This window comes from Pseudomonas sp. NFACC04-2 (assembly GCF_900119265.1).
Classification (GTDB): Bacteria; Pseudomonadota; Gammaproteobacteria; order Pseudomonadales; family Pseudomonadaceae; genus Aquipseudomonas; species Aquipseudomonas fluorescens_AA.
This window is the reverse complement of the sequence record NZ_FPJC01000008.1, coordinates 113,452-134,046: the sequence shown is the minus strand read 5'-3', so window position 1 is coordinate 134,046 and position 20,595 is coordinate 113,452. Positions and strand designations below refer to the sequence as shown.

Here is a 20,595-nt window from a genome sequence, read left to right as displayed (position 1 = left end):
GGACGGGCCCGTCTCCCTACAATCGATCGCAGGCAATCAGGAAAACCAAGACGGTTGAGCCTTTGCAAAGGTGGATAAGGGACGCGAAATGAAGAAAGTCGCCGTGGTGGGCTGCACCGGTGCAGTGGGCATGGCCATGCTGCAGTTGCTTGAAAATACCGATTATGACGTGGTCTGCATGGCCTCTGGCCGTTCGGCGGGCAAGCACTTGAAGGTGGGTCAGGTCGAGCACCTGATCGAAGCCTTTTCGGTCGAGGGTTGCGCCTCGTGCGATATCGTCTTCCTGTGTGTCTCCGGGGCTTTCGCCCTGGAGTATGGCGAGCGTCTGGCTGAAAACGCCTACGTCATCGATAACTCCTCGGCCTTCCGTTATCACCCGGCGATTCCGCTCCTGGTACCACCCATCAACGGTCAGCGTTACAAGGGCGAAAAACTGATCGCCAACCCCAATTGCTCCTCAGCCATTGCGCTGATGGTGCTGGGGCCGCTGCATCAAGCCTTCGGGTTGGAGAGCGCGATCGTTTCCACTTATCAGGCGGCCAGCGGTGCGGGGCAGCCGGCGATGCTAGAACTGCGAGAGAAGGCCAAGTCCTTCAGTGATTATGGCGACCGCGATGACAGCGAATACTTCGCCCATAACCTGGCTTTCAACGTGATTCCCCAGGTCGATTCGTTCGAAGCCAATGGTTACACCCGTGAGGAAATGAAAGTGGTCTGGGAGCTGCGCAAGGTCCTGGACGAACCGGGGTTGGCTATCAGCACCACGGCTGTGCGGGTGCCGACCCTGCGCTCCCATGCCGAGAGCCTGAGCCTGCGGTTCAAAAAGCCCATCGAGTCATTGGCGCAGGTGCGTGAGTTGTTGCGTGCGGCACCGGGGGTTGAAGTGGTGGATGAGCCCGAGTTCGGCGCTTATCCGATGCCCATGACCTCCACTTACAAGCATGCGGTGGAAGTCGGGCGGATTCGCTACAACCTGATCTACGGCGAACACGGGCTGGACCTGTTCATCAGCGGCGATCAGTTACTGCGGGGGGCAGCATTGAATGCATTCGAAATCATGCAATTGATCAAGTCTTGATCAAGCCCGGGCCCGAACATTAGAACGCGCAGCCATGGCTGCGCGTTTTTTGTTCAACTGGATTGGGCCTCGCTGTCTTCCTGCATATCGTCCAGGTATTGCGGCTGGTCCGTCTGGTCCGGCAGTTCGGTCACGACGCTGAAGTCGCTGATCTCGATGGCGCCGACGCCATGGCCCAGCAGATGGAAGGAAAACGCCTTGCGCTGTTGTGGGTTGTCGAAACTGATGTTCATCACCAACGGCTGGTCGGGTGTCACCGCCACCTCGGTCGGCAGGTCCATTGGCACATCCTGTTCGAACTCCTTGGCCTTGAGGGAGATGTAGGCGGCATGGTCTGCCTCCACCGCGCGGATGGTCAGGCTGACGCGGGTCTGTGAACCCTTGGGCATTTCCAGGTATTGGGCACCGATCAGGTTGTCGGTCCAGTCGTTGGTGACCTGGGCCGGTAGCGGGATCTTGTCGGCGCTGCCGAACTGATAGTGCTGGTTCAGGGGCGTGCTCAACAGGGTCTGGTCCAGGGCCGTGGCCCGGGCGCTGATCAATCGGGCGCGCTGGCCGCTGTATTGCCCGCCGTAGGTGGCGCGGTCGGCGATGAAGCCTTCGCTGCTGTAGTAACGACAATGCTGGAGGAAATCGCATTCGGTGAACGTGCCCTTGCCGTCGTGGTAGCGCAGCTTGCCATTGGTGAACGACATGATTTCCCGACCCGTCGGGTAGTCCCTGAACATCGAGCGACCGGACAACGACGTGGGCACCGTGAAGCCGAAGTAATCGAGGATCGAGGCGGTCAGGTCCACATGGCCGTAGGTGCCTGACTTGATCCTAGGCAACGGTTCCGGCGCCAGCGTCAGGTTGAACCCCCAGGACGAGGCCAGCCGCACATCGTCGATGCCATGGGATTCGTCCGAGGTGATGACCACCAGGGTGTTGTCCAGGATGCCCTGGCGTTCCAGGCCCGCCAGGAAGCTTGCCAGTGCGTCGTCCAGGTAACCCACTGCCGCTTGCTTGGCGGTGTCGTAGCGTTGCAAGTAGTCATCCGGAGCCGAGTAGGGTTGGTGCGTGCCCACGGTCAGCAAGGTCAGCATCCAGGGCTTGTCCGCTTGTTGCAGTTGCCCGACATAGTCCAGCGCGCCTTCGAAGAAGGTCTTGTCGTCCTTGCCCCAAGGGAATTCCAGGTAGGCGGGGCGAGTGAACCACTCCATGCCCAGGGTCGTGTCAAAGCCGATGTGCGGCATGATTCGATCCTTGGCCATGAACCGCAGGCCTGCGCCCTGGAGGAAATGCGTGGAAAAGCCGTTCTGGCGCAACTGGGCCGGCAGGCAGGCCTGGTTGCGCTGAGTCTGGTTGAGCATTTCGACGCCTTTGGGCGTGCCGTCGTCGAGCTTGTCGTAGTCGCCACACAGCATCGCGTACAAGCCACGAATGGTCTGGTGGCTGTGTAGGACGTAATCAGGGGTGTTCATGCCACGCTCGGCCCAGGCGCTGAGGTTGGGCATCAGGTTTTCCTGATAACTGCTTTTCAAGGCTTGGCGGTTGGCACTCACGTAGGCGCCGGGAATGCCCTCCAGGGCGATGACCAGGACGTTGCGCGCACGCCCCGGCTCGGCCAGCAGTTTGTGGCCATCGAGGTCCAGGCGGGTCAGCCCTGCCATCGGCGGGGCGGGGTCCACGGCATCGCCATCGAGCCATTGCCGGGCTTGGTCCTGCCCGGCCGCTACACCCGCCGTGACGAGTTGATGGGGCAAGTTGAACACATTCCATTGGTCCGCCTCACTGGGCCGCCAGGCTTGCAGCGCGCCATGGCTCAGCAGGAGCAACACAGGCACGGCCCAGGCGTGGCGAGGCAAGCGTGGCGCCGAGTGTGGGCGGCTGGTCCATTGGGTCATCAGCCAGAGCGCCAGCGCGGCCAACTGGATCGCGGCCAGCCATGGATGGGCGAAGCCGCCGCTGGTGGAGTTTTCAACGAACTGCGGGTCGGTCAGGTAATGAATGTCCGAAGGATTGGGCATCCGCCCCACCGCATTGACCAATTCGATGCTGGCCAGCGTCAATGCGCTCCAGGCCAGTAATACCGGGAACGCCAGCCACCCGGGACGGCGATGAAGCAGCACGATCAGCAACCCGCCGATACCCAGGTCCGAGAGATAGCCCAGCGGGTCGGACCAGCCGAGGGCGAGACGCAGGCCCATGGGGACGAGTAATACGCAGCCAATCAAGGTGATGAGGGCGGCGCGGGGATGGGTTGAAGCGCGATAAATAATATTCACGAGAAACGGGCCTTTCAGTTGAAGCCAATCCATTGAACGACACACCCACCCTATGGGAGCGAGCTTGCTCGCGACAGCGGTGTATCAGTCCCTATGGCATGTGACTGACTGACGCCATCGCGAGCAAGCTCGCTCCCACAGCAGGTTCTTCCTTCGGTCATGAAACTGTCATGAGGAGCGATGGTACCAAGGGCTATCGCCGCGGGTCGGGCCAATGTCCCAGTGTCCGGCTGCGCTACGCTGTGGTTCACTGGCGCAGGCCTCTACAATGGCGGCGCAGCGCTGCTTTTGTGGTGCGCGAAAAACTTGTATCAGGATTTCTCATCGGGGGATGGATGGACAGGTTCCAGGAAATGCAGGTTTTTCTCGCCGTGGCCCAGGAGTCGGGGTTTTCGGCGGCGGCGCGGCGCCTGGGCCTGTCGGCGGCCAGCGTCACGCGGGCGGTGGCAGGGTTGGAACAACGCATCGGCACGCCATTGCTGGTGCGCACCACCCGCAATGTGTACCTGAGTGAAGCCGGTCAGCGCTTTCTCGAGGACTGTCGGCGGATCCTGAGCGATTTGCAGGAAGCCGAGGATTCGGCGGCCGGCAGTCACGTTCAGCCCCGTGGGCAATTGACGATCACCGCGCCGGTGCTGTTCGGCCAGTTGTTCGTCACGCCGCTGCTGGTGGATTACCTGCATCGGTTCCCCGAGGTCAGCATCAACGCTTTGTTGTTGGACCGCACGGTCAGCCTGGTGGAGGAGGGCATCGACGTTGCCCTGCGCATTGGCGAACTGCCGGACAGCAACCTGCACGCGGTGCGGGTCGGGGAAGTACGGCGAGTGGTGTGCGGCTCCCCGGATTTCTTTGCACGCCATGGGCGGCCCCGGCATCCGGATGACTTGGAGCGAATGCCCGTCGTGGCGTCGTCGGCCATTGGCCAGGTCAAAAGCTGGACCTTCATCGATTCAGGCCAAGCGTTGGCCGTCCGGCCCGTACCTCGGCTGGTGGTGACGGCCAACCAGGCGGCGATCACCGCCGCTTGCCAGGGGTTGGGAATGACGCGAGTCCTGTCTTACCAAGTGGCGGGCAATGTGGCCGCCGGCGAGCTGGAAATCGTCCTGGCCGATTTCGAATTGCCGCCTCTGCCGATCCATGTGGTGTACCAGGGCGGACGCAATGCGCCGGCGCGGGTCCGCAGTTTTGTCGATTTTGTCGTCAGTGCATTGCGCGAACATCCGGCCTTGAGCGACTGACGTATTGTTTCCCTGGCTGAAACAATGGATTGCATTTCTGGGTGATTCTCTTGTTTTGGCCCGGAGCGGAAGATGACCCCCATCGACGCCGTTGTGCTGATGGCGTCACTTCCTGCGGAGTCGACCATGAACCCTATCAAGCACTATCACTTCCCGCTGTCCGGCCATTCCCATCGCGTTCAATTGATGCTTTCGTTGCTCGGGCTACCGGTCGAGGAGGTCTTCGTCGACTTGGCCAAGGGCGCGCACAAACAGGCGGATTTCCTCGCGCTCAATGCGTTTGGCCAGGTACCGGTCATTGACGATGACGGCGTGGTGCTGGCGGACTCCAACGCAATTCTGGTGTACCTGGCGCACAAATATGGCAACGGCCGCTGGCTACCCACCGATCCAGTCGGCGCCGCGCGGGTGCAGCGCTGGTTGTCGGCGGCGGCCGGGCCGATCCATGCGGGGCCAGCCACGGCGCGATTGATCACGGTGTTTGGCGCGGCCTACAACGCCGAGGACGTGATTGCCCGTTCCCACGCTGTGTTGAAAGTCATTGATCAGGAATTGAGCAGTCGTGATTTTCTGGCCGGTGATACGGCGACCGTCGCGGACATCGCCGGCTACAGCTACATCGCCCACGCACCGGAAGGCAATGTGTCGCTGCAGGACTATGTTCATGTGCGGGCCTGGCTGGCGCGGATCGAAGTCTTGCCCGGGTTCGTGGGCATGCCGCGTACGGTTGCCGGGTTGCAAAAGCACCCATGAGTATTTGAATGGGGTGCTGTGTGGCGAGGGAGCAAGCTCCTTCGCCACAGGTGTCAGGCGTAGGAAAGCGCCTTTTCCTCCAACAGTTCCCCATACAACTGCACCCACTTTTGGCCCATTTCTTCGGAGGTGAACAACTGGCGGTAACGGGCTTCGGCCTTGACGCCCATTGCCTGGGCTTGCGCCGGGTTTTCCCACAGGGTGCGCATCGCCTCGCGGAAAGCCTCGGGGTTGCTGGGTGGCACCACCAGGCCGGTTTCGTCGTGGATGTTGATGTAGCTGGTGCCGGTGCCGATCTCGCTGGAGATCATCGGTTTGCCGAACATCGCGCCTTCGAGCAGGGAGATGCCAAAGGCTTCGGAGCGCAGGTGCGAAGGGAACACGATGGCATAACTCAGTTCCAGCAATGCGACCTTGTCTTCGTCTCCCAGGCGCCCGAGGAAATGCAGGTTACGCAGGCCCAGTTTCGTGGCCTGGGCATGCAGTTGCTTTTCCAATGGGCCGGCGCCCAGGATGACGACGGGGTAATCCACGCCTTTGAGGGCGTCGAGCAGAATGTGCAGGCCTTTGTAATAACGCATCACCCCCACGAACAAAAAGAAGCGCTCGCCCAGTTTTGCCTTCCACTGCGCCATGCGCTCGGCATCAGGCTGTGGATAACTGGCCTTGTTCAGGCCGTAGGTGATGATGCGGGTCTTGGCACTGTAATCCTTGAGCACATCGCTGGTATGAACATAGTTCGGCGAGGCCGCGACAATGCGATCGGCGCCGTCCAGGAAGCGTCGCATCAGCGGCCGATAGAGCTTGAGCAGGTGCCGCTGGCGAACGATGTCCGAATGGTAGGTCACGACGTAGGGTTTTTTCACGGCACTGCAGAAGTGCACCAGATCCATGAACGGCCACGGGAAGTGGTAATTGATCACGTCCGCTTCGGCGGCCAGCTCACGGAATTTCTTGAACACGCTGTAGGAGAAACCGGTGGACGCCAGTTGGAAGTCCATCCGGGCTTGGTGGACGACATGCTGTCGAATCTGGATCGGTTCTGGCGATGGCTGCCCGCTCAGGGCCAACACGGTGTTATCGATATTCAGCCGATCAGTGCTGTCGCAGAGTTGAAAAATCACCTGTTCGATGCCACCCATGGAATCAGGCAAATAGGTTTTGTAGAAGTGCAGGACTCGCATTCAACCTCCCAAGACCTTGCGATACGCGTGGGCTGTGACTTTTGCACAGCGCTCCCAGGAAAACAGCGCGGCCTGTTGTAATCCCGCCTCCCGACATGCCTGCCAGTGCAGGCGATCTTCAATCAACCGCTCCATGGCGTCGCGCATGCCGTGCGGATCGTCGGACTCGCAATAAATACCGGCCGGCCCGGCCACTTCCGGCATCGCCGAGCAGCGGGTGGTAATCACCGGTGTGCCACTGGCCATGGCTTCAAGCACTGGCAGGCCAAAGCCTTCGTAGTACGACGGGAACACCAGTGCCCGTGCCCCCGCCAACAGTTGGGCGACCTGTTCGTCAGGCAGGTAACCGGCCAGACAAACATGACCGCCAGCCAGGGCGCATTTCAACTCATCATTGAGCTGCGCCTGTTGCCATCCGCTCATTCCTACAATGAACAAAGGAAAAGCCTGACGCAGGGATTCAGGGAGCCCGGCATGGGCACGCAGGGCCAGCGACAGGTTCTTGCGTGGCTCCAGGGTGCCGACACAGAGAAAGTATCGGCCATGCTCCAGCCCATGGGCCTTGAGCACGGTGTCGATCGCCTCCGGTTCGCGCGGGTGGAAACGTGCCGCGACCCCCAGCGGCGCGACCCTCAGGCGCTCGACGGGCAGGCCGAAATACTGCTGGGCTTCATCGGCGATGAACTGCGAGTCGGTCAGGATCAGCTGCGCCTGTTCCACCGCACGGCTGAGTCGTCGCTCGATTTCCTTCAGGCGTGCCGGTGGTTGCGTCTCGGGGTAGCGCAGGTGCGTAAGGTCATGGAGAGTGATCACCGTCGGCCCTTCGAAGGCCAGCGGCCAAAGGCTGGGTTCGTGATACAGGTCGATAGCCTTTGAACGGCCCTGATCGAAGCGTTTCTGCTCCAGCCAGCGCCGCGCCTGATAGGCGCCCGGAACCCGTCGCAGCAAGGGGCTCAGCCTTGAATAGCCAGGCTTGGCTGTGGGCGGCAATTGCGGGCTCCAACCCCAACCGTGGAACAGTGATAACTGTACATCCGGTTCCCGGGCCAAGGCCGTCGCCAGTTCCGCTACGTAGTGGCCGATGCCGGTGCGTGGCGCCTGGAGAATGCGCGCGTTGAGGGCTATCCGCATGCTGTTTCCCGGTCGACGACCGCTTCGCCAACGTGTTGCTCGATCCGCTCCACCAATTGCGCGCTGGCCTGGCGCCAACTCAGCCATTGCCATTGATCCAGGTTGCGCCTGGCCGGGAATACCCCGGTGTGTTCCATGTCGATGACCAGGTTCGCCAGGCTTTGGGGATCGTCGAGATCGAAGTAGGCCATGAAGTCACCGCCGATTTCCCGAAACACCGGGATGTCGCTGCCCATCGCCGGCAAGCCGCGTTGCATGGCCTCCACCAACGGCAGGCCGAAGCCCTCCACGTAGGACGGGAACACCAGTGCAGTGGAGTGTCGATAGGCGTGTTCCAGGCTTTGGTCCGCCAGGTGGTTGAACATGAACAGGCGGCTGTCGAGCTGTGGATGACGTTGGATACGTTCGATCAGGGCTTCGCATTTCCAGCCGATTTTCCCGACGATGCATAACCGTGCTTGTGAACCGGCGGCCCAGGCCCGCTCGAACGCATCGATCAGGTAGGCATGGTTTTTCCGCGGTTCGATGGTGCTGACCATCAGGAACACCGGCTCGGGGCGTTTGAACAGCCGCAACAAGCCCGGGTCGACGGGTTGAGTGGTATCGATCAGGTCCAGTTCGCTGCCCAAGTGGAAATAGTCGAACCAGCGCTCGCGCACCTGTTGCTCGCCAACACGCCGAACCATTTCCTGGCGAAGCTGGTCGCGGATGGTGGTGGAGATGGCCATGTAGCCGTCGGCGGTGCGGGCAATCCAGTCGAACCAATGGTTGAACACCTTGACCAGCCCGGCGTCGCAGAACTGCGGATGGGTCAGGGGAATCAGGTCATAGATCACCGAGATGATCCCGACGCCATCACGCCTGAGCCGTTCGGCCAGGGGAAAGAAACCTGAGTGCCAGGAAGAGTCCAGCAACACCAGTTGATCGCCGGCTCGATGTGCCAGCGGTACGCTACGCGCCGGGGCAGGCTTGCGTTTGAGCAGGCGATCGAGGATTCGAATGGGGAGGCTCAGGCACCCCAGGGCGAACAGCCGGCAAGCAACGTACAAGAAGCGGCGTGCCCAGATCGACTGGCTGAAGGGGCGCTGCTGTTCGAGGGACCGATGTCTGACCCAGAACAGGTTGGCGAACTGTAGCAGCCGTACTCGCAGGCCGGCCAGATCCAGTCCGTTCGTGGGCAGGGGGGCCAGGCTTATCACTTCATACAGCTTGCCCTGCAGCATCACCACGGGAATGCATTCGCGGTCCTGGTCCTTGGCCGGCAATTGGCGAATGACGTTGCGCACCACTCGCTGAATGCCGGAGTTGTCATTCGGGTGGTCGTATACGTAGGTGCAGTCCACCAGCAAACGGCTCATGGCAACTCCTTTTGCGGCAACGCCTCGACGGCTGTCTGGCTCGAACGCTGGATACTGGTCCGGGCCTGGAGCCAGGAGCAGCCGACGAAATCCTCCTGGCGATTATTGATGACGTGAAACACCAGCCCGTAGTCGCGCCATTCGAAATTACGGTCCAGGTGCGAGTCCAGTCGCGACAGGCTGAGCGCGACGGAGTAATTGCCCTTGCCCAGGCGCATGTCGAAACTGAAACGGAAGGTGATCTGTTCGCCTGCCTTGAGGTCGGTCACGGCTTTGTCCTGGCGATGGGTATTGATGCCGTACATGGGCTGGCCAAGGCGGTCCTTGATCAAAAAGCCCAGCACCAGCCGCTCGATGTCCTGGCGAATTTCAACCCGCACTTGCAACACCATCGGCTGGCCGATCTCGGCGACCTCCACCGACTGCCCCTGGCTGTTGAGCAATTGCACATCGACGATGCCGGCCTCGCCGGTGCCGGAAATCGTGCGTATCTGGCCGTTGGCGAGCATCTCCTGGCGAACCACCTGGCCCTCGCGCTGGGCCAGCATCGCGTTGTAGTAATCCATCACCTCTTCCGGCTTGCCGCGCATGGCCATGCGCCCGTGTTCGAGCAGGATGGCGGTGTCGCAGATCGACTGGATCGCCGAGCGATCGTGGGACACGATCAGCAGCGTGGTGCCGGCCTTGCGGAAGCTGCGGATGCGCTCGAAGCTCTTGTGCTGGAAGTAGGCATCGCCCACCGACAGCGCTTCGTCGACGATCAGGATGTCCGGGCGTCGGGCGGTGGCAACGCTGAACGCCAGGCGCATCTGCATGCCGCTGGAGTAGGTGCGTACCGGCTGGTCGATGGCCTCGCCGATTTCGGCGAACCCCTCGATCTCGGGCATCAACGCTTCGATTTCCTCCACGTGCATACCCAGCAACTGACCGGCCATGAACGCATTCTGGCGGCCGGTGAAGTCCGGATGAAAGCCCATGCCCAATTCCAGCAACGCGGCGACGCGGCCTTGCAATTGGATATGGCCGCAGGTGGGTTGGGTGGTGCCGGTGATCATCTTGAGCAACGTGCTTTTGCCGGCACCGTTGACCCCGACGATGCCAACGGCTTCCCCGGGCTGGATCTCGAAGTCCACGCCTTGCAGGATCCAGTGCAGTTGATGGCGCTGCCGGGAAAACGGGATCAACCACTCGAACAGCCGGCTCCAGCGGTTTGGATACTGCTTGTAGGCCTTGCCCAGGCCGGTGACGCGCAAATGTCCCATCAGAGTTCATCCACCATTTCACCGCCGCGCCGGCGAAACATGCGCAGGCCCAAGGCACACAACAACAGGGCCACCACCAGCAATGGCACCAGCGAACTCCAGACCGGCCACTGGTTGTAGAGAAACAGGTTCTGGTAGCTCTGCATCAGGGCGGTCATGGGGTTGAAGGCGAGCAGTCGCTGGATCGATGGCGGCAGGATCGTCATCGGGTAAACGATCGGTGTGAGCCAGAACCAGAATTGCAGGCAAATGCCGAACAACTGTCCGACATCGCGGAAAAACACATTGAGGATCCCCAGCAGCATGCCCAGCCCGGCGGCGAACATCACTTGCAGGGCCAGCAGCGGCACCAGGGCCAGCAAGGTCATGCCTGGCCAGCGCCCGGTGATCAGCAGGAAACCGAGAAAGAGCCCGAGGATGATCGCGAAGTTGATCCCTGCATTGAACAGCACGATCACCGGCAGGCAGATCCGGGGGAAGCTGATCTTTTTCAGCAGGTTGGCGTTTTCCAGGAACATGCCCTGGCTGCGGGTGGTGATTTCCGCGAACAACCCCCAGGTCAGCAGCCCGGCACAGAGGTAGACGCTGTAGGCCATGCCATCTTCGACCCCGGGCAGGCGGGCACGCATGATGTGGGAAAAAATCACCGTGTAGACGAGGATCATCGACAACGGGTTGAGCACCGTCCACAACGCGCCGAACAACGAGTTGCGATAGCGTGCCTGGAACTCGCGCTTGACGCTGCCCAGGACGAAGCCGCGGTAGTTCCACAGTGAGCGTTGCAAGGCCAACAGCATCAGACGGCCCTGCCGTAGTGGTCTTCGAAGCGGACGATGTCGTCTTCCCCAAGGTATTCGCCGCTCTGGACCTCGATGATGACCAGGTCGATGACACCGGGGTTTTCCAGGCGATGCTTGTGGCCGGCGGGAATGAAGGTGGATTCGTTCTTGGCGACCAGGTGCGAGCCCGAGCCGTTATTGGTGACCTTGGCCATGCCTTCGACCACTACCCAGTGTTCGTTGCGGTGATGGTGCATTTGCAGCGACAGCGATGCGCCAGGCTTGACCACGATGCGCTTGATCTTGAAGCGTGGACCTTCTTCGAGGACGGTATAACTGCCCCATGGACGACTGACCGTGCGATGCAGGCGATAGGCTTCGTGGTCCTTGTCCTTGAGTTGCCGGGCGACGCGGCGAACATCCTGGGCGCGGTCGGCATGGGCCACCAGCACGGCATCGGCGGTGTCGATGATGATCAGGTTTTCCACGCCCAGGGCGGCCACCAGGCGGCTGTCGCTCTGGACGAAGTTGTTCTGGCTGTCGATAAACAGGGCTTCACCGGTGGTGCGGTTGTTTTGTCCGTCGGCGGGTACCAGGCTGGCGACGGCGCTCCAGGAACCGATATCGCTCCAGTCGAAGGCGGCTGGGATCACCACGACGTTGGCTGAGCGCTCCATCAGGGCGTAGTCGATGGAGATGTCCGGCATTTCGGCGAAATGCGCCGGGGACAATTCCTGCTGCACACAACCTGAGGTTTCCACCGCCGTGCTGGCCGTGACACAAGCGCGCGCCTGTTCCAGCAGCTCGGGGGCGTGTGCGTGCAGCTCCGCCAACAGGGTCTTGACCGAGAAGCAGAACATCCCCGAATTCCACAGGAAACGGCCACTTTCCAGGTACCGGGTGGCGGTCTGCAAGTCGGGCTTTTCGACAAATCGCACGACCTTGGCCGCGCCCTTGGTATCCAGGGGCTGGCCCCGTTCGATATAGCCGAAGCCGGTTTCCGGCGCCGAGGGCAGCACGCCGAAGGTCACCAGATGGCCATTTTTGGCCAGCTCCACAGCGTGCTCAACGGAAGCCTTGAAGGCCGCCTCGTCCTTGATCAAGTGATCGGCAGGCATGACCACCAGGATCGCCTCGTCGCCGTGCAAGGCCTGTACCGCGAGGGTGGCCGTGGCAATGGCCGGCGCGGTGTTGCGGCCCGTGGGTTCTAGTACGAAGTGACCGCGATAGCGCTCCAGATGGGCGCTTTGATAATGATCGCGGCTCTGGAAGTAGTACTCGCGGTTAGTGACGGTAACGATATCGCCCCGGCCGTCGAACAACCCCGCCGCCCGCCGATAGGTCTTGCTCAGCAGTGACTGGCCGTCGGGCAAGAGCATGAAAGGCTTGGGATGGCCCTCGCGGGACACCGGCCACAACCTCGTCCCGGCACCGCCGGAAAGAATCACGGGAATGAGCATGGCCTACTCCTTGGCGACGCGTTTCATGTCCGCATCCATCATCATGCGGATCAGGGTGTCGAGGTCGGTCCGAGGCTTCCAGCCCAGGACGCGTTGTGCCTTGGCCGGGTTGCCGAGCAACACCTCGACTTCGGCCGGGCGGAAAAACGCCGGGTCGATCTTGACGAAGTCACGGTAGTCCAGGCCCACGTGTTCGAAGGCAATCCTGCACATCTCGCGCACGGTGGTGGTGACGCCGGTGGCCACCACGTAATCGTCGGGGCTGTCCTGTTGCAACATCAGCCACATGGCCTCGACGTAGTCGCCGGCAAAGCCCCAGTCGCGCTTGGCGTCGATATTGCCCAGGCGCAATTCCTGCTGCTTGCCCTGCTTGATGCGCGCAGCGGCATCGGTGACCTTGCGAGTCACGAACTCGATGCCGCGCAGCGGTGATTCGTGGTTGAACAGGATGCCGCTGCTGGCATGCAGGCCGAAGCTTTCCCGGTAGTTGACGGTGATCCAGTGGCCGTACAGTTTCGCCACGCCATAGGGGCTGCGTGGATAGAACGGGGTGTGCTCGTCCTGTTGCTCGGCCTGGATCAGGCCGAACATTTCGCTGGTGGAGGCCTGGTAGAAGCGGGTCTGCACACTGAACTGGCGAATGGCTTCGAGCAGGTGGGTAACCCCCAGCCCGTCGACGATACCGGTGGTCACCGGCTGGTCCCAGGAGGCCGCGACGAAACTTTGCGCGGCCAGGTTATACACCTCGTCCGGCGCCGACTTGATCACTGCCCGTTGCACGGAGCAGGCATCGGCCATGTCACCGTCCAGGTAAACGATGTCCTGTTCGATGCCCATCTCTCGCAGCCGCCAGCGCGAGTCGCTGCTGCGTCGCGCCACCAGGCCGTGGACTTTGTAACCCTTGTCGAGCAGCAACTTGGCCAGATACGCGCCGTCCTGGCCGGTGATCCCCGTGATCAATGCACTTTTCATTCTTGTCGTACCCGTATCTCCCAGTCGGACAGGATCGCCCGCAAGGATTGTTGTGTTGTTGTTTCGGGCGTCCATCCGGTGGCCTGTCGTAGCTTGGCTGGGCTACCACAGACGCGACGCTGTTCTGCGCGGCGAAGACGCGCAGGGTCCTGGATCAGTTGCACATCGACCTGGGCGAGATCGCCCAGTTGTTCGATCAAGCTGCGAATGCTTTGCTCGCGCCCCGAGCAGATGTTGTAGACCTGCCCCGGGGCGCCTTTTTCCAACAGGGCCAGGTAGGCTGAAATCACATCGCCGACATCAAGGAAGTCGCGGGTCACGTCGATATCGCCCACTTGCAGCCGGGCCGGTTGCAGGCCCAGCTTGATCCGGCTGATCTGCCGGGCGGCGCTGGCAATGACGAAGCTGTCCTTCTGGCCGGCACCGATGTGATTGAACGGGCGGGCCACCAGCACCGGCCAGCCTTCGCTCATGCCCCACTGCAGGCTCAGCAGTTCGGCCGACAGCTTGCTGACGGCATACGGGTTGCGCGGGGCGGGCGGTTGCAGTTCAGTAATCGGCAGCCGGTCTTCGCTGACCTGACCATAGACATCACCGGAGCTGACATACAGGAACGTCCCGGTGAAACCCCGGGTCTTGAGGGCCTGGAGCAGGTTTAAGGTGCCCAGCAGGTTAATGTGCAGGGTGCGGGCCGGATCGCGAAAGGCTTCGGGCACAAAGGTCTGGCCCGCCAGGTGGATCACGGCGTCGGGAACCTCGGGCCAGAGGCCCTCCAGGGTCTTGGCATCCGTCAGGTCGTAGCGGGTGGCGACAGGCGTCACCTGCCACGCCGAATCATGACCGTTCAGTCGAGATTTGAGGTGACGTCCAACGAAACCGCTGAAGCCCGTAACGAACAGACGTTTTTTCAAGCTCCAGTCCCCTTGACGGTCGCTTCGTCTATTGCGAACTGAGTGGGAAATTTCCGTAAGATCGGAGAAAAGTCACTCAACGATTAGCCTAGAGAAGCGTTTGTTGTAGTTGTTTGGTTGCCAATCTGTGCCAATTTTGCAGCAATTTCAACAGCGCAAATCGTGACTGGTCAGTTCTCATATTTATAGCTGGTTTATTCTTGCCGGGCGGTTCACGAACCCTTGGCGGATGTGTTTAGAATGCCCCTCGTCACGCTCTCCCTGGTTTCGATCTTCGAGATGAACCGCCAGGGGCGGGACCATAAAAAAACAAGAACGAGACGGGTAGCGAGATGAACGACGCGTGGCGGCCCATGGGCCGGCTCGATGCGTGACTCGACCGTCATGAAGTGGGGCCGCCGGGACGGCGGTGCCATGATGGGATGCCATGAATTTCATTCTTTACTCGGACGTAAACGATCACTCCATCAGCCAGAGCCTCGGACGCCCTGAGTACAGCTATTACTTCGTGCTCAAGGCTTATCGTCCCGTGCTGGAAAGCCTGGGGCCGGTGCATGTGGTGTCGTCGGTCGCCGAGGTCGATCCGCTGTATCAAACACTGCAGCAGGCCGGGCAGGACTGCTTGTTCCTTTCGTTTTCACCCCCGCACAAGACGCCGCAGGACCTGCTTTGCCCGATGGTTTGCGTGGTGGCCTGGGAGTTCGACTCGATCCCGGCCGAGCACTGGGACGACGACCTGCGGCATGACTGGAGTCGCACGCTGGCCCGTCATGGCCGGGTGATTACCCTGTCCAGCCATACGGCCGAGGCGATCCGCCGGACCTTGGGCGAGGATTTCCCGGTATTGGTATTGCCCACGCCGCTGTGGGAGCGTTTCGCGGCGGTTCGTGAGCGCCACCCGAGCCTGCCGATCAACCCGGGAACGACCTTGCAGATCAGGGGCTGCATCATCGACAGCCGGCCTCTCGGGCTGTCGGCCGATGGCTTGATCGCGCCGATCCTCGAAGAAGTGCCGGAACCAGAGCCGAAACAAATCATTGAGCCACCCCCTTTGACTTGGCGGCGGCGCGCATTCATTTCCCGCCATTACCTGCGCGAAGTCACCCGCGCCTTCACCGGCAAGAGCGAGCAGGGCCCCGTGTGGCTGTGCAAGCACAACCTGCTGTGCTGGTATCGCGAGGCGGTCCGCGACCTGATACCCGTGCCGGTGCGCGTTGCCACCAGCAGGATCCTGAGGGGGCCGGCACCGCTGCCGGTGGCCGTCGAGCCCGTTCCAGAGCCTGTTCCCGAACCGGCGGCACCGGCACATCCCCAGGCCGTGCTGCCGGACACCCACCAAGTGGTGGAAACCGAAGTCAGTGGGGTGGTGTACGTCAGCGTGTTCAACCCCGATGACGGGCGCAAGAACTGGCATCAGTTGGTCACCGCATTCTGTTGGGCCCTGCGTGACGTCGAGGACGCCACGTTGGTGCTGAAGATGACTCAGAACGACCTGTCGACCTACTACGTCGAGCTGTTGACGCTGCTGTCCCAGCTGTCGCCGTTCAGTTGCCGGGTGGTGGTGATGCACGGTTACCTGGAGGACGAACAGTTCGCCCGGCTGTATGGCGCGGCGAGTTTCTACGTCAATGCGTCCCGCTGTGAGGGCCTGTGCCTGCCGTTGATGGAGTTCATGTCCTGTGCACGCCCCGTCATCGCGCCGGACCACACAGCGATGCGCGATTACATCGACGCCGAGGTGGCCTTCATCGTCAAGTCCAGTCGCGAACCGACCATCTGGCCGGAAGACTCACGCATTTTGTATCGCACCCTGCGCCATCGACCCGACTGGGGCTCATTGAAACTCGCCTATCAGCAGAGCTACGCCATGGCCAAGCACCAGCCGCAGGCCTACCAGGCCATGGCCGTTGCCGCGAACGAGCGGATGCGCCGCTATTGCGCGTTCGCCCCGGTGCAGCAGCGCCTGGCGGATTTCCTGGCGGAGCCAGGCTGTGACGAAGGGCTGCCGCTGGCGGTCCAGGCAGGTAGCGCCTCATGTTGATCATCATTTATTCGGAAACCAACCAGAGCAACATTCTGGAAAACCTCGGTAAGCCCGAATACAGCTATTACTTCGTGCTCAAGGAGTTTCGCCCGGTGCTGGAGCGGTTGGGGCGGGTGGTCGAAGTGACCCGGCCTGACGAAGAGGTCGATCAGCTGTACGCCGATTGCCTGGAGCGTGGCGAGGATTGCGTATTCCTGTCGTTTTCACCGCCTCATCGCACCGCTGCCTACTACGCCTGCCCGACGATTCCGGTGTTCGCCTGGGAATTCAGCACCATCCCTACCGAAAGCTGGCAGGGCGAGGCCCGGCACGACTGGCGAGTGGTCTTGGGCGCAACCGGCATGGCGATCACCCATTCCAGCTTCACCGTCAGCACCGTTCGTGAGGTGATGGGCGCGGACTTTCCCATCGCCGCTGTCGCCGCGCCGGTATGGGACCGCTTTGCCGCCCGTGGTGCGGTGCTGGCCCAGCGGCCGACCGTGGATCACATGCGCCTGCAATTGCGTGGCCTGCTGATCGACAGTCGCACCACCGATCTGCGGCCATATGGCCCACCGGTGCATCAGGCCGGCACACCGCTGGTGCTGGACGGCCCGGCCGAGGATTGCGAGTTACTGCTGGACGGTGTGATCTATACCTCCGTGTTCAATCCCTACGACGGGCGCAAGAACTGGAAGGACATGATCAGCGCATTTTGCGCGACGTTTCGCGATGTTCCTGACGCAACCTTGGTACTCAAGCTGACTCACCACGATGTCATCGCCGCGCTCACCGACATGCTCCACCACGTCTACAAGAACCAGTCGTACCGCTGCCGCATCGTGCTGATTCACGGGTACCTGGCGGACGCGGACTACGAACGGCTGGTGGAAGCCACCCGGTACGTGGTCAACAGTTCCTATGGCGAAGGGCAGTGCCTGCCGTTGATGGAGTTCATGTCCTGCGGCCGTCCGGCGATTGCGCCGTTGAACACGGCGATGGCCGACTACATCGATCACGACAATGCCTTCGTGGTGGATTCGACCGAGGAACTGACCGCCTGGCCCCACGACCCGCGGGCGGCTTACCGGACCCTGCGTTATGTCACCGATTGGGACTCGCTGTGCTCGGCCTACCGCGCCAGCTACGACGTGGCTAAAAATGACCCTGAGCGTTATCGCCGCATGTCGGCCCATGCCGTGCACAGCCTGGAGAAATTCTGCAGCCAAGCCAACGCCGAGCAGCGTTTGCGGGCATTTTTCGAACAATTGTCCGAGCGTCGCCGGAACGCGGCGCAGCCATGATCCGGCGATGGCTGGCCGGGCGCAGGCCAGTGGCGCCTCCGCCAGCGCCGACGGTGGCCGTTTCGCCCCGGGATGCCGGCCTCTACGACGCGATGCTCGACGGCTGGTTTCGCAGTGAAACCGGCGAATTGCTCAAGGGCTTTGCCATCACGGCCGGCGATACCTTGCTGGATGTGGGCTGCGGCGAAGGTGTGGCGACGCTGTTTGCCATGCGCCAGGGCGCGTCCGTGATCTTTACCGACAGCGAACAGGACAAGGTGCGCGACCTGGCTCGCCAAGTCGAGGCCCAGGCCGTCGCGCCGTTCCTGGGGCTGGTCAGCAACAGTCTGCCGCTGCCCCTGGCCGATGGCTGTGCGAACAAGATCGTCTGCATGGAGGTGCTCGAGCATATCCATGAGCCCGAGCCGTTCATGGCCGAGCTGGTGCGCATGGGCCGGCCCGGGACGCAGTATCTGCTCAGTGTGCCGGCCTCGGTGGGCGAGCATTTGCAGCAAGGCATCGCGCCGCCCGGCTACTTTCAAGCGCCCAACCATGTGCAGATTTTCAGTGCCGAACGATTCGCCGCGCTGGTGGAGGACGCCGGGCTGGTGATCGAGCATCGCCAGGCCAGCGGGTTTTTCTGGGTCATGGGCATGATTTTCTTCTGGGCCAGCGAACGAGCGGCTGGCCGGGACCTCGAGGGAGCCGTGCGCGACCGTATCCAGGCACCGTATCCGCCGTTGATGGAGCGTTGGGCGAGCCTCTGGCAAGACTTGCTGACGCAACCCGACGGCCTGGTGATCAAGCAGGTGCTGGACCGGTTCATGCCCAAGAGCCAGGTCATCATCGCGCGTAAACCCGATCCTTCTTCCGGGAGTACTTTATGAGCGGCAAGCGGATCCTGGACATCGAGTTGCTGCGCGCCGTTGCGGTGATCGGCGTGCTGTTCCATCACCTGCAAGGCATGCCGTTTCCTGGCGGATGGCCGCGTCTGGCGGCCTTGGCCGACAGCTTCCAGCTGTGGTGGGGGGTGGACCTGTTTTTCGCGATCTCCGGGTTTGTCATCGGGCGCAGCCTGATCCCGCAATTGCGTCGCTGCGACAGCCCCCGGCAATTCTGGGCCGTCACCCGGGAGTTCTGGATTCGCCGTGCGTTTCGCCTGTTGCCGTCGGCCTGGCTCTGGTTGCTGCTGGTGTTGTTCGCGGTGTTCTTCCTGAACCGTTCCGGCGCGTTCGGCAGCGTGCAGGCCAACCTGCAGGCGACCCTGGCCGGTTTCCTGCAATTCGCCAACCTGCGTTTTGCCGATGCGTTCATGCAGTATGAATACGGTGCGAGCTTCGTGTACTGGACGCTGTCGTTGGAAGAACAGTTCTATTTGATCCTGCCGCTGCTGGTGTTCGTCTCGCGCCGCTATTTGGTGTGGGTGCTGCTGGCGGTGGTGCTCGTGCAGTTTTTCACCTGGCGGGCGCTGTGGTTGTCGGTGATCCGTACCGATGCCTTGGCGCTGGGAGTGTTGTTGTCGATCTGGAGCCTGCGGCCCAGCTACTGGCGCTTCGAGCCCACGTGGCTGCGCCGCCCGCCCTTGGGTGTGCTGCTGGTGCTGGGCCTTGGCGGCGTGATGGCCTGGATCGCGACCGAGCACTTCAATTTGGCGTTCTACCGCCTCGGGGTCATCGCGGTGCTCAGTGCCGTGCTGGTCTGGGTGGCCTCTTACGATCAGGATTACTTGTTGCCCCGCGGTCGGCTGAAGACGGCGCTGACCTGGGTGGGCAGTCGTTCCTACGGGATCTACCTGATCCACATCCCAGTGTTTTTCCTGCTGCGCGAGTTGTGGTTTCGTTTCGCCCCCTTGGGCTCGCCGGACCCGGCAAGCCATCCCTGGCCGGCCCTGGCGTGCGCGTTGTTGCTGATCGGGCTGTTGAGCGAACTGAACTACCGTTGGGTCGAAATGCCCATGCGCAATCGTGGCGCCCGGTTGGTCGAACGCCTGTCCGCCGCCCGAACCGTCCTTCCTGTTTCTGGAGCCCCGTCATGCTGAGCCTTTTGAAGAAACTCACCACGGGCACGCCCGCGCCCGCCGAACCGGTCGCCGAGAAAGTCGACCCGTATATGCTCGGGCTGCACGATGCGATGCTCAGCGGCTGGTTCAACCAGCAAACTGGCGAACTGTTCACGGGTTTCCCTGTGACGCCTGAGGACACGTTGCTGGACGTGGGCTGTGGCGACGGCGGCAACGTGCATTTTTGTGGGATGCGCGGGGCGAAGATCATCATCGCCGACATCGATGCGGCCAAGGTTGAAGCCACGCGCCAGCGCTTGAGCGACACCCCTGCGCGCGGTGTCGAGTGCCATGTGACCGACTGCAACCCACTGCCCATTGCCGACGCCACGGCCACCCGAGTGGTGTCCACCGAAGTCATCGAGCACGTCGACGACCCGGCGCAGTTCCTTGCCGAACTGGTACGGGTCGGCCAGCCCGGCGCGCTGTACCTGCTGAGCGTGCCGCACCCCAGCTCCGAGGATCTGCAAAAAGACATCGCCGCGCCGGAGTACTTCCGCAAGCCCAATCACATTCGCATCATCAGTGAAGAGCAGTTCAAGGCGATGGTCAGCGAGGCCGGGCTGGAGGTGTTGAGCCACAGCCAATACGGGTTCTATTGGTCGATGTGGATGCTGTTGTTCTGGGAGGCCAAGGTCGATTTCAGCAACGCCGACCACCCGTTGCTCAATCACTGGGCCGACACCTGGCAAGCAGTGCTGAATTCACCGCGCGGGGCGCAGATCAAGCAGGCGCTGGACGCGGTGGTGGCCAAGAGTCAGGTGATTATTGCGCGTAAGCCTTGATGACGTTGGTAGACCTTAACCCTGTGGGAGCGAGCTTGCTCGCGATAGCGTT

17 protein-coding genes are annotated in these 20,595 nt (G+C 61.8%); 8 read left to right on the top strand and 9 right to left on the bottom strand.

Going from position 1 to position 20,595, the window contains the following annotated elements:
* Positions 1 to 88 precede the first annotated feature (88 nt).
* On the top strand, positions 89 to 1,078 hold the full coding sequence (locus BT125_RS13430; protein ID WP_072407631.1) for an aspartate-semialdehyde dehydrogenase: 990 nt from the start codon (positions 89 to 91) through the stop codon (positions 1,076 to 1,078).
* Positions 1,079 to 1,131: 53 nt separating this feature from the next.
* Here the strand turns inward: BT125_RS13430 and BT125_RS13425 are convergent, their stop codons facing one another.
* Entirely contained in the window at positions 1,132 to 3,345 is a 2,214-nt protein-coding gene (locus BT125_RS13425; RefSeq protein ID WP_170866833.1) for an LTA synthase family protein, read from the bottom strand.
* 335 nt (positions 3,346 to 3,680) lie between these two features.
* Between BT125_RS13425 and BT125_RS13420 the strand changes: the two genes are divergently transcribed.
* Together BT125_RS13420 and BT125_RS13415 are read left to right on the top strand one after the other, a co-directional pair.
* Positions 3,681 to 4,583 carry a LysR family transcriptional regulator gene (locus BT125_RS13420; RefSeq protein WP_072407627.1) on the top strand — a complete coding sequence of 301 codons (903 nt, stop codon included), beginning with the start codon at positions 3,681 to 3,683 and terminating at the stop codon, positions 4,581 to 4,583.
* A 126-nt stretch (positions 4,584 to 4,709) separates the two neighbouring features.
* Positions 4,710 to 5,336 (top strand): glutathione S-transferase family protein, encoded by a 627-nt coding sequence (locus tag BT125_RS13415; RefSeq protein ID WP_072407768.1) that lies wholly within the window; start codon positions 4,710 to 4,712, stop codon positions 5,334 to 5,336.
* A 53-nt stretch (positions 5,337 to 5,389) separates the two neighbouring features.
* Here BT125_RS13415 and BT125_RS13410 read toward each other — a convergent pair whose 3' ends face one another.
* From BT125_RS13410 to BT125_RS13375, 8 genes are read right to left on the bottom strand one after another with little or no spacing between them, the layout of a single operon-like run.
* On the bottom strand, positions 5,390 to 6,520 hold the full coding sequence (locus BT125_RS13410) for a glycosyltransferase family 4 protein (protein WP_072407625.1): 1,131 nt from the start codon (positions 6,518 to 6,520) through the stop codon (positions 5,390 to 5,392).
* Positions 6,521 to 7,651 (bottom strand): glycosyltransferase family 4 protein, encoded by a 1,131-nt coding sequence (locus BT125_RS13405; RefSeq protein ID WP_072407623.1) that lies wholly within the window; start codon positions 7,649 to 7,651, stop codon positions 6,521 to 6,523. It lies immediately after the preceding gene.
* A complete protein-coding gene (locus tag BT125_RS13400) occupies positions 7,642 to 9,009 on the bottom strand; it encodes a glycosyltransferase family 4 protein (RefSeq protein ID WP_072407621.1) in 1,368 nt (455 codons plus the stop codon). Before BT125_RS13400 ends, BT125_RS13405 begins: the two co-directional genes overlap by 10 nt.
* Positions 9,006 to 10,271, bottom strand: coding sequence for an ABC transporter ATP-binding protein (locus BT125_RS13395; RefSeq protein ID WP_072407619.1), 1,266 nt, complete (start codon positions 10,269 to 10,271; stop codon positions 9,006 to 9,008). Before BT125_RS13395 ends, BT125_RS13400 begins: the two co-directional genes overlap by 4 nt.
* On the bottom strand, positions 10,271 to 11,068 hold the full coding sequence (locus BT125_RS13390; protein ID WP_072407617.1) for an ABC transporter permease: 798 nt from the start codon (positions 11,066 to 11,068) through the stop codon (positions 10,271 to 10,273). Before BT125_RS13390 ends, BT125_RS13395 begins: the two co-directional genes overlap by 1 nt.
* Positions 11,068 to 12,510: a mannose-1-phosphate guanylyltransferase/mannose-6-phosphate isomerase gene (locus BT125_RS13385; protein WP_072407615.1), complete on the bottom strand. Its 1,443-nt coding sequence runs from the start codon at positions 12,508 to 12,510 to the stop codon at positions 11,068 to 11,070. The genes BT125_RS13390 and BT125_RS13385 overlap by 1 nt, the downstream gene beginning before the upstream one ends.
* A 3-nt stretch (positions 12,511 to 12,513) precedes the next feature.
* Positions 12,514 to 13,482 carry a GDP-mannose 4,6-dehydratase gene (gene gmd, locus BT125_RS13380; RefSeq protein ID WP_060739937.1) on the bottom strand — a complete coding sequence of 323 codons (969 nt, stop codon included), beginning with the start codon at positions 13,480 to 13,482 and terminating at the stop codon, positions 12,514 to 12,516.
* A complete protein-coding gene (locus BT125_RS13375; protein ID WP_072407614.1) occupies positions 13,479 to 14,393 on the bottom strand; it encodes a GDP-mannose 4,6-dehydratase in 915 nt (304 codons plus the stop codon). Before BT125_RS13375 ends, gmd begins: the two co-directional genes overlap by 4 nt.
* 427 nt (positions 14,394 to 14,820) lie before the next feature.
* Between BT125_RS13375 and BT125_RS13370 the strand changes: the two genes are divergently transcribed.
* From BT125_RS13370 to BT125_RS13350, 5 genes are read left to right on the top strand one after another with little or no spacing between them, the layout of a single operon-like run.
* The gene (locus BT125_RS13370) at positions 14,821 to 16,434 is read left to right on the top strand and encodes a glycosyltransferase (RefSeq protein WP_072407612.1); all 1,614 of its coding nucleotides are present in this window, start codon (positions 14,821 to 14,823) and stop codon (positions 16,432 to 16,434) included.
* Entirely contained in the window at positions 16,428 to 17,720 is a 1,293-nt protein-coding gene (locus tag BT125_RS13365; RefSeq protein WP_072407610.1) for a glycosyltransferase, read from the top strand. Before BT125_RS13370 ends, BT125_RS13365 begins: the two co-directional genes overlap by 7 nt.
* Entirely contained in the window at positions 17,717 to 18,586 is an 870-nt protein-coding gene (locus BT125_RS13360) for a class I SAM-dependent methyltransferase (protein WP_072407608.1), read from the top strand. The genes BT125_RS13365 and BT125_RS13360 overlap by 4 nt, the downstream gene beginning before the upstream one ends.
* The gene (locus BT125_RS13355) at positions 18,583 to 19,737 is read left to right on the top strand and encodes an acyltransferase family protein (RefSeq protein ID WP_072407606.1); all 1,155 of its coding nucleotides are present in this window, start codon (positions 18,583 to 18,585) and stop codon (positions 19,735 to 19,737) included. The genes BT125_RS13360 and BT125_RS13355 overlap by 4 nt, the downstream gene beginning before the upstream one ends.
* Positions 19,731 to 20,543 (top strand): class I SAM-dependent methyltransferase, encoded by an 813-nt coding sequence (locus BT125_RS13350; RefSeq protein ID WP_072407604.1) that lies wholly within the window; start codon positions 19,731 to 19,733, stop codon positions 20,541 to 20,543. The genes BT125_RS13355 and BT125_RS13350 overlap by 7 nt, the downstream gene beginning before the upstream one ends.
* The last annotated feature ends 52 nt before the right edge of the window (positions 20,544 to 20,595 follow it).

What these genes read in the sequence shown, in the direction of transcription:
- BT125_RS13415 (WP_072407768.1), top strand. Translation starts at nt 4,710, where the DNA reads ATGAACCCTATCAAGCACTATCACTTCCCGCTGTCCGGCCATTCCCAT.
- BT125_RS13400 (WP_072407621.1), bottom strand. Translation starts at nt 9,009, where the DNA reads ATGAGCCGTTTGCTGGTGGACTGCACCTACGTATACGACCACCCGAAT.
- BT125_RS13365 (WP_072407610.1), top strand. Translation starts at nt 16,428, where the DNA reads ATGTTGATCATCATTTATTCGGAAACCAACCAGAGCAACATTCTGGAA.
- BT125_RS13430 (WP_072407631.1), top strand. Translation starts at nt 89, where the DNA reads ATGAAGAAAGTCGCCGTGGTGGGCTGCACCGGTGCAGTGGGCATGGCC.
- gmd (WP_060739937.1), bottom strand. Translation starts at nt 13,482, where the DNA reads ATGAAAAGTGCATTGATCACGGGGATCACCGGCCAGGACGGCGCGTAT.
- BT125_RS13385 (WP_072407615.1), bottom strand. Translation starts at nt 12,510, where the DNA reads ATGCTCATTCCCGTGATTCTTTCCGGCGGTGCCGGGACGAGGTTGTGG.
- BT125_RS13405 (WP_072407623.1), bottom strand. Translation starts at nt 7,651, where the DNA reads ATGCGGATAGCCCTCAACGCGCGCATTCTCCAGGCGCCACGCACCGGC.
- BT125_RS13390 (WP_072407617.1), bottom strand. Translation starts at nt 11,068, where the DNA reads ATGCTGTTGGCCTTGCAACGCTCACTGTGGAACTACCGCGGCTTCGTC.
- BT125_RS13420 (WP_072407627.1), top strand. Translation starts at nt 3,681, where the DNA reads ATGGACAGGTTCCAGGAAATGCAGGTTTTTCTCGCCGTGGCCCAGGAG.
- BT125_RS13355 (WP_072407606.1), top strand. Translation starts at nt 18,583, where the DNA reads ATGAGCGGCAAGCGGATCCTGGACATCGAGTTGCTGCGCGCCGTTGCG.
- BT125_RS13370 (WP_072407612.1), top strand. Translation starts at nt 14,821, where the DNA reads ATGAATTTCATTCTTTACTCGGACGTAAACGATCACTCCATCAGCCAG.
- BT125_RS13410 (WP_072407625.1), bottom strand. Translation starts at nt 6,520, where the DNA reads ATGCGAGTCCTGCACTTCTACAAAACCTATTTGCCTGATTCCATGGGT.
- BT125_RS13395 (WP_072407619.1), bottom strand. Translation starts at nt 10,271, where the DNA reads ATGGGACATTTGCGCGTCACCGGCCTGGGCAAGGCCTACAAGCAGTAT.
- BT125_RS13350 (WP_072407604.1), top strand. Translation starts at nt 19,731, where the DNA reads ATGCTGAGCCTTTTGAAGAAACTCACCACGGGCACGCCCGCGCCCGCC.
- BT125_RS13360 (WP_072407608.1), top strand. Translation starts at nt 17,717, where the DNA reads ATGATCCGGCGATGGCTGGCCGGGCGCAGGCCAGTGGCGCCTCCGCCA.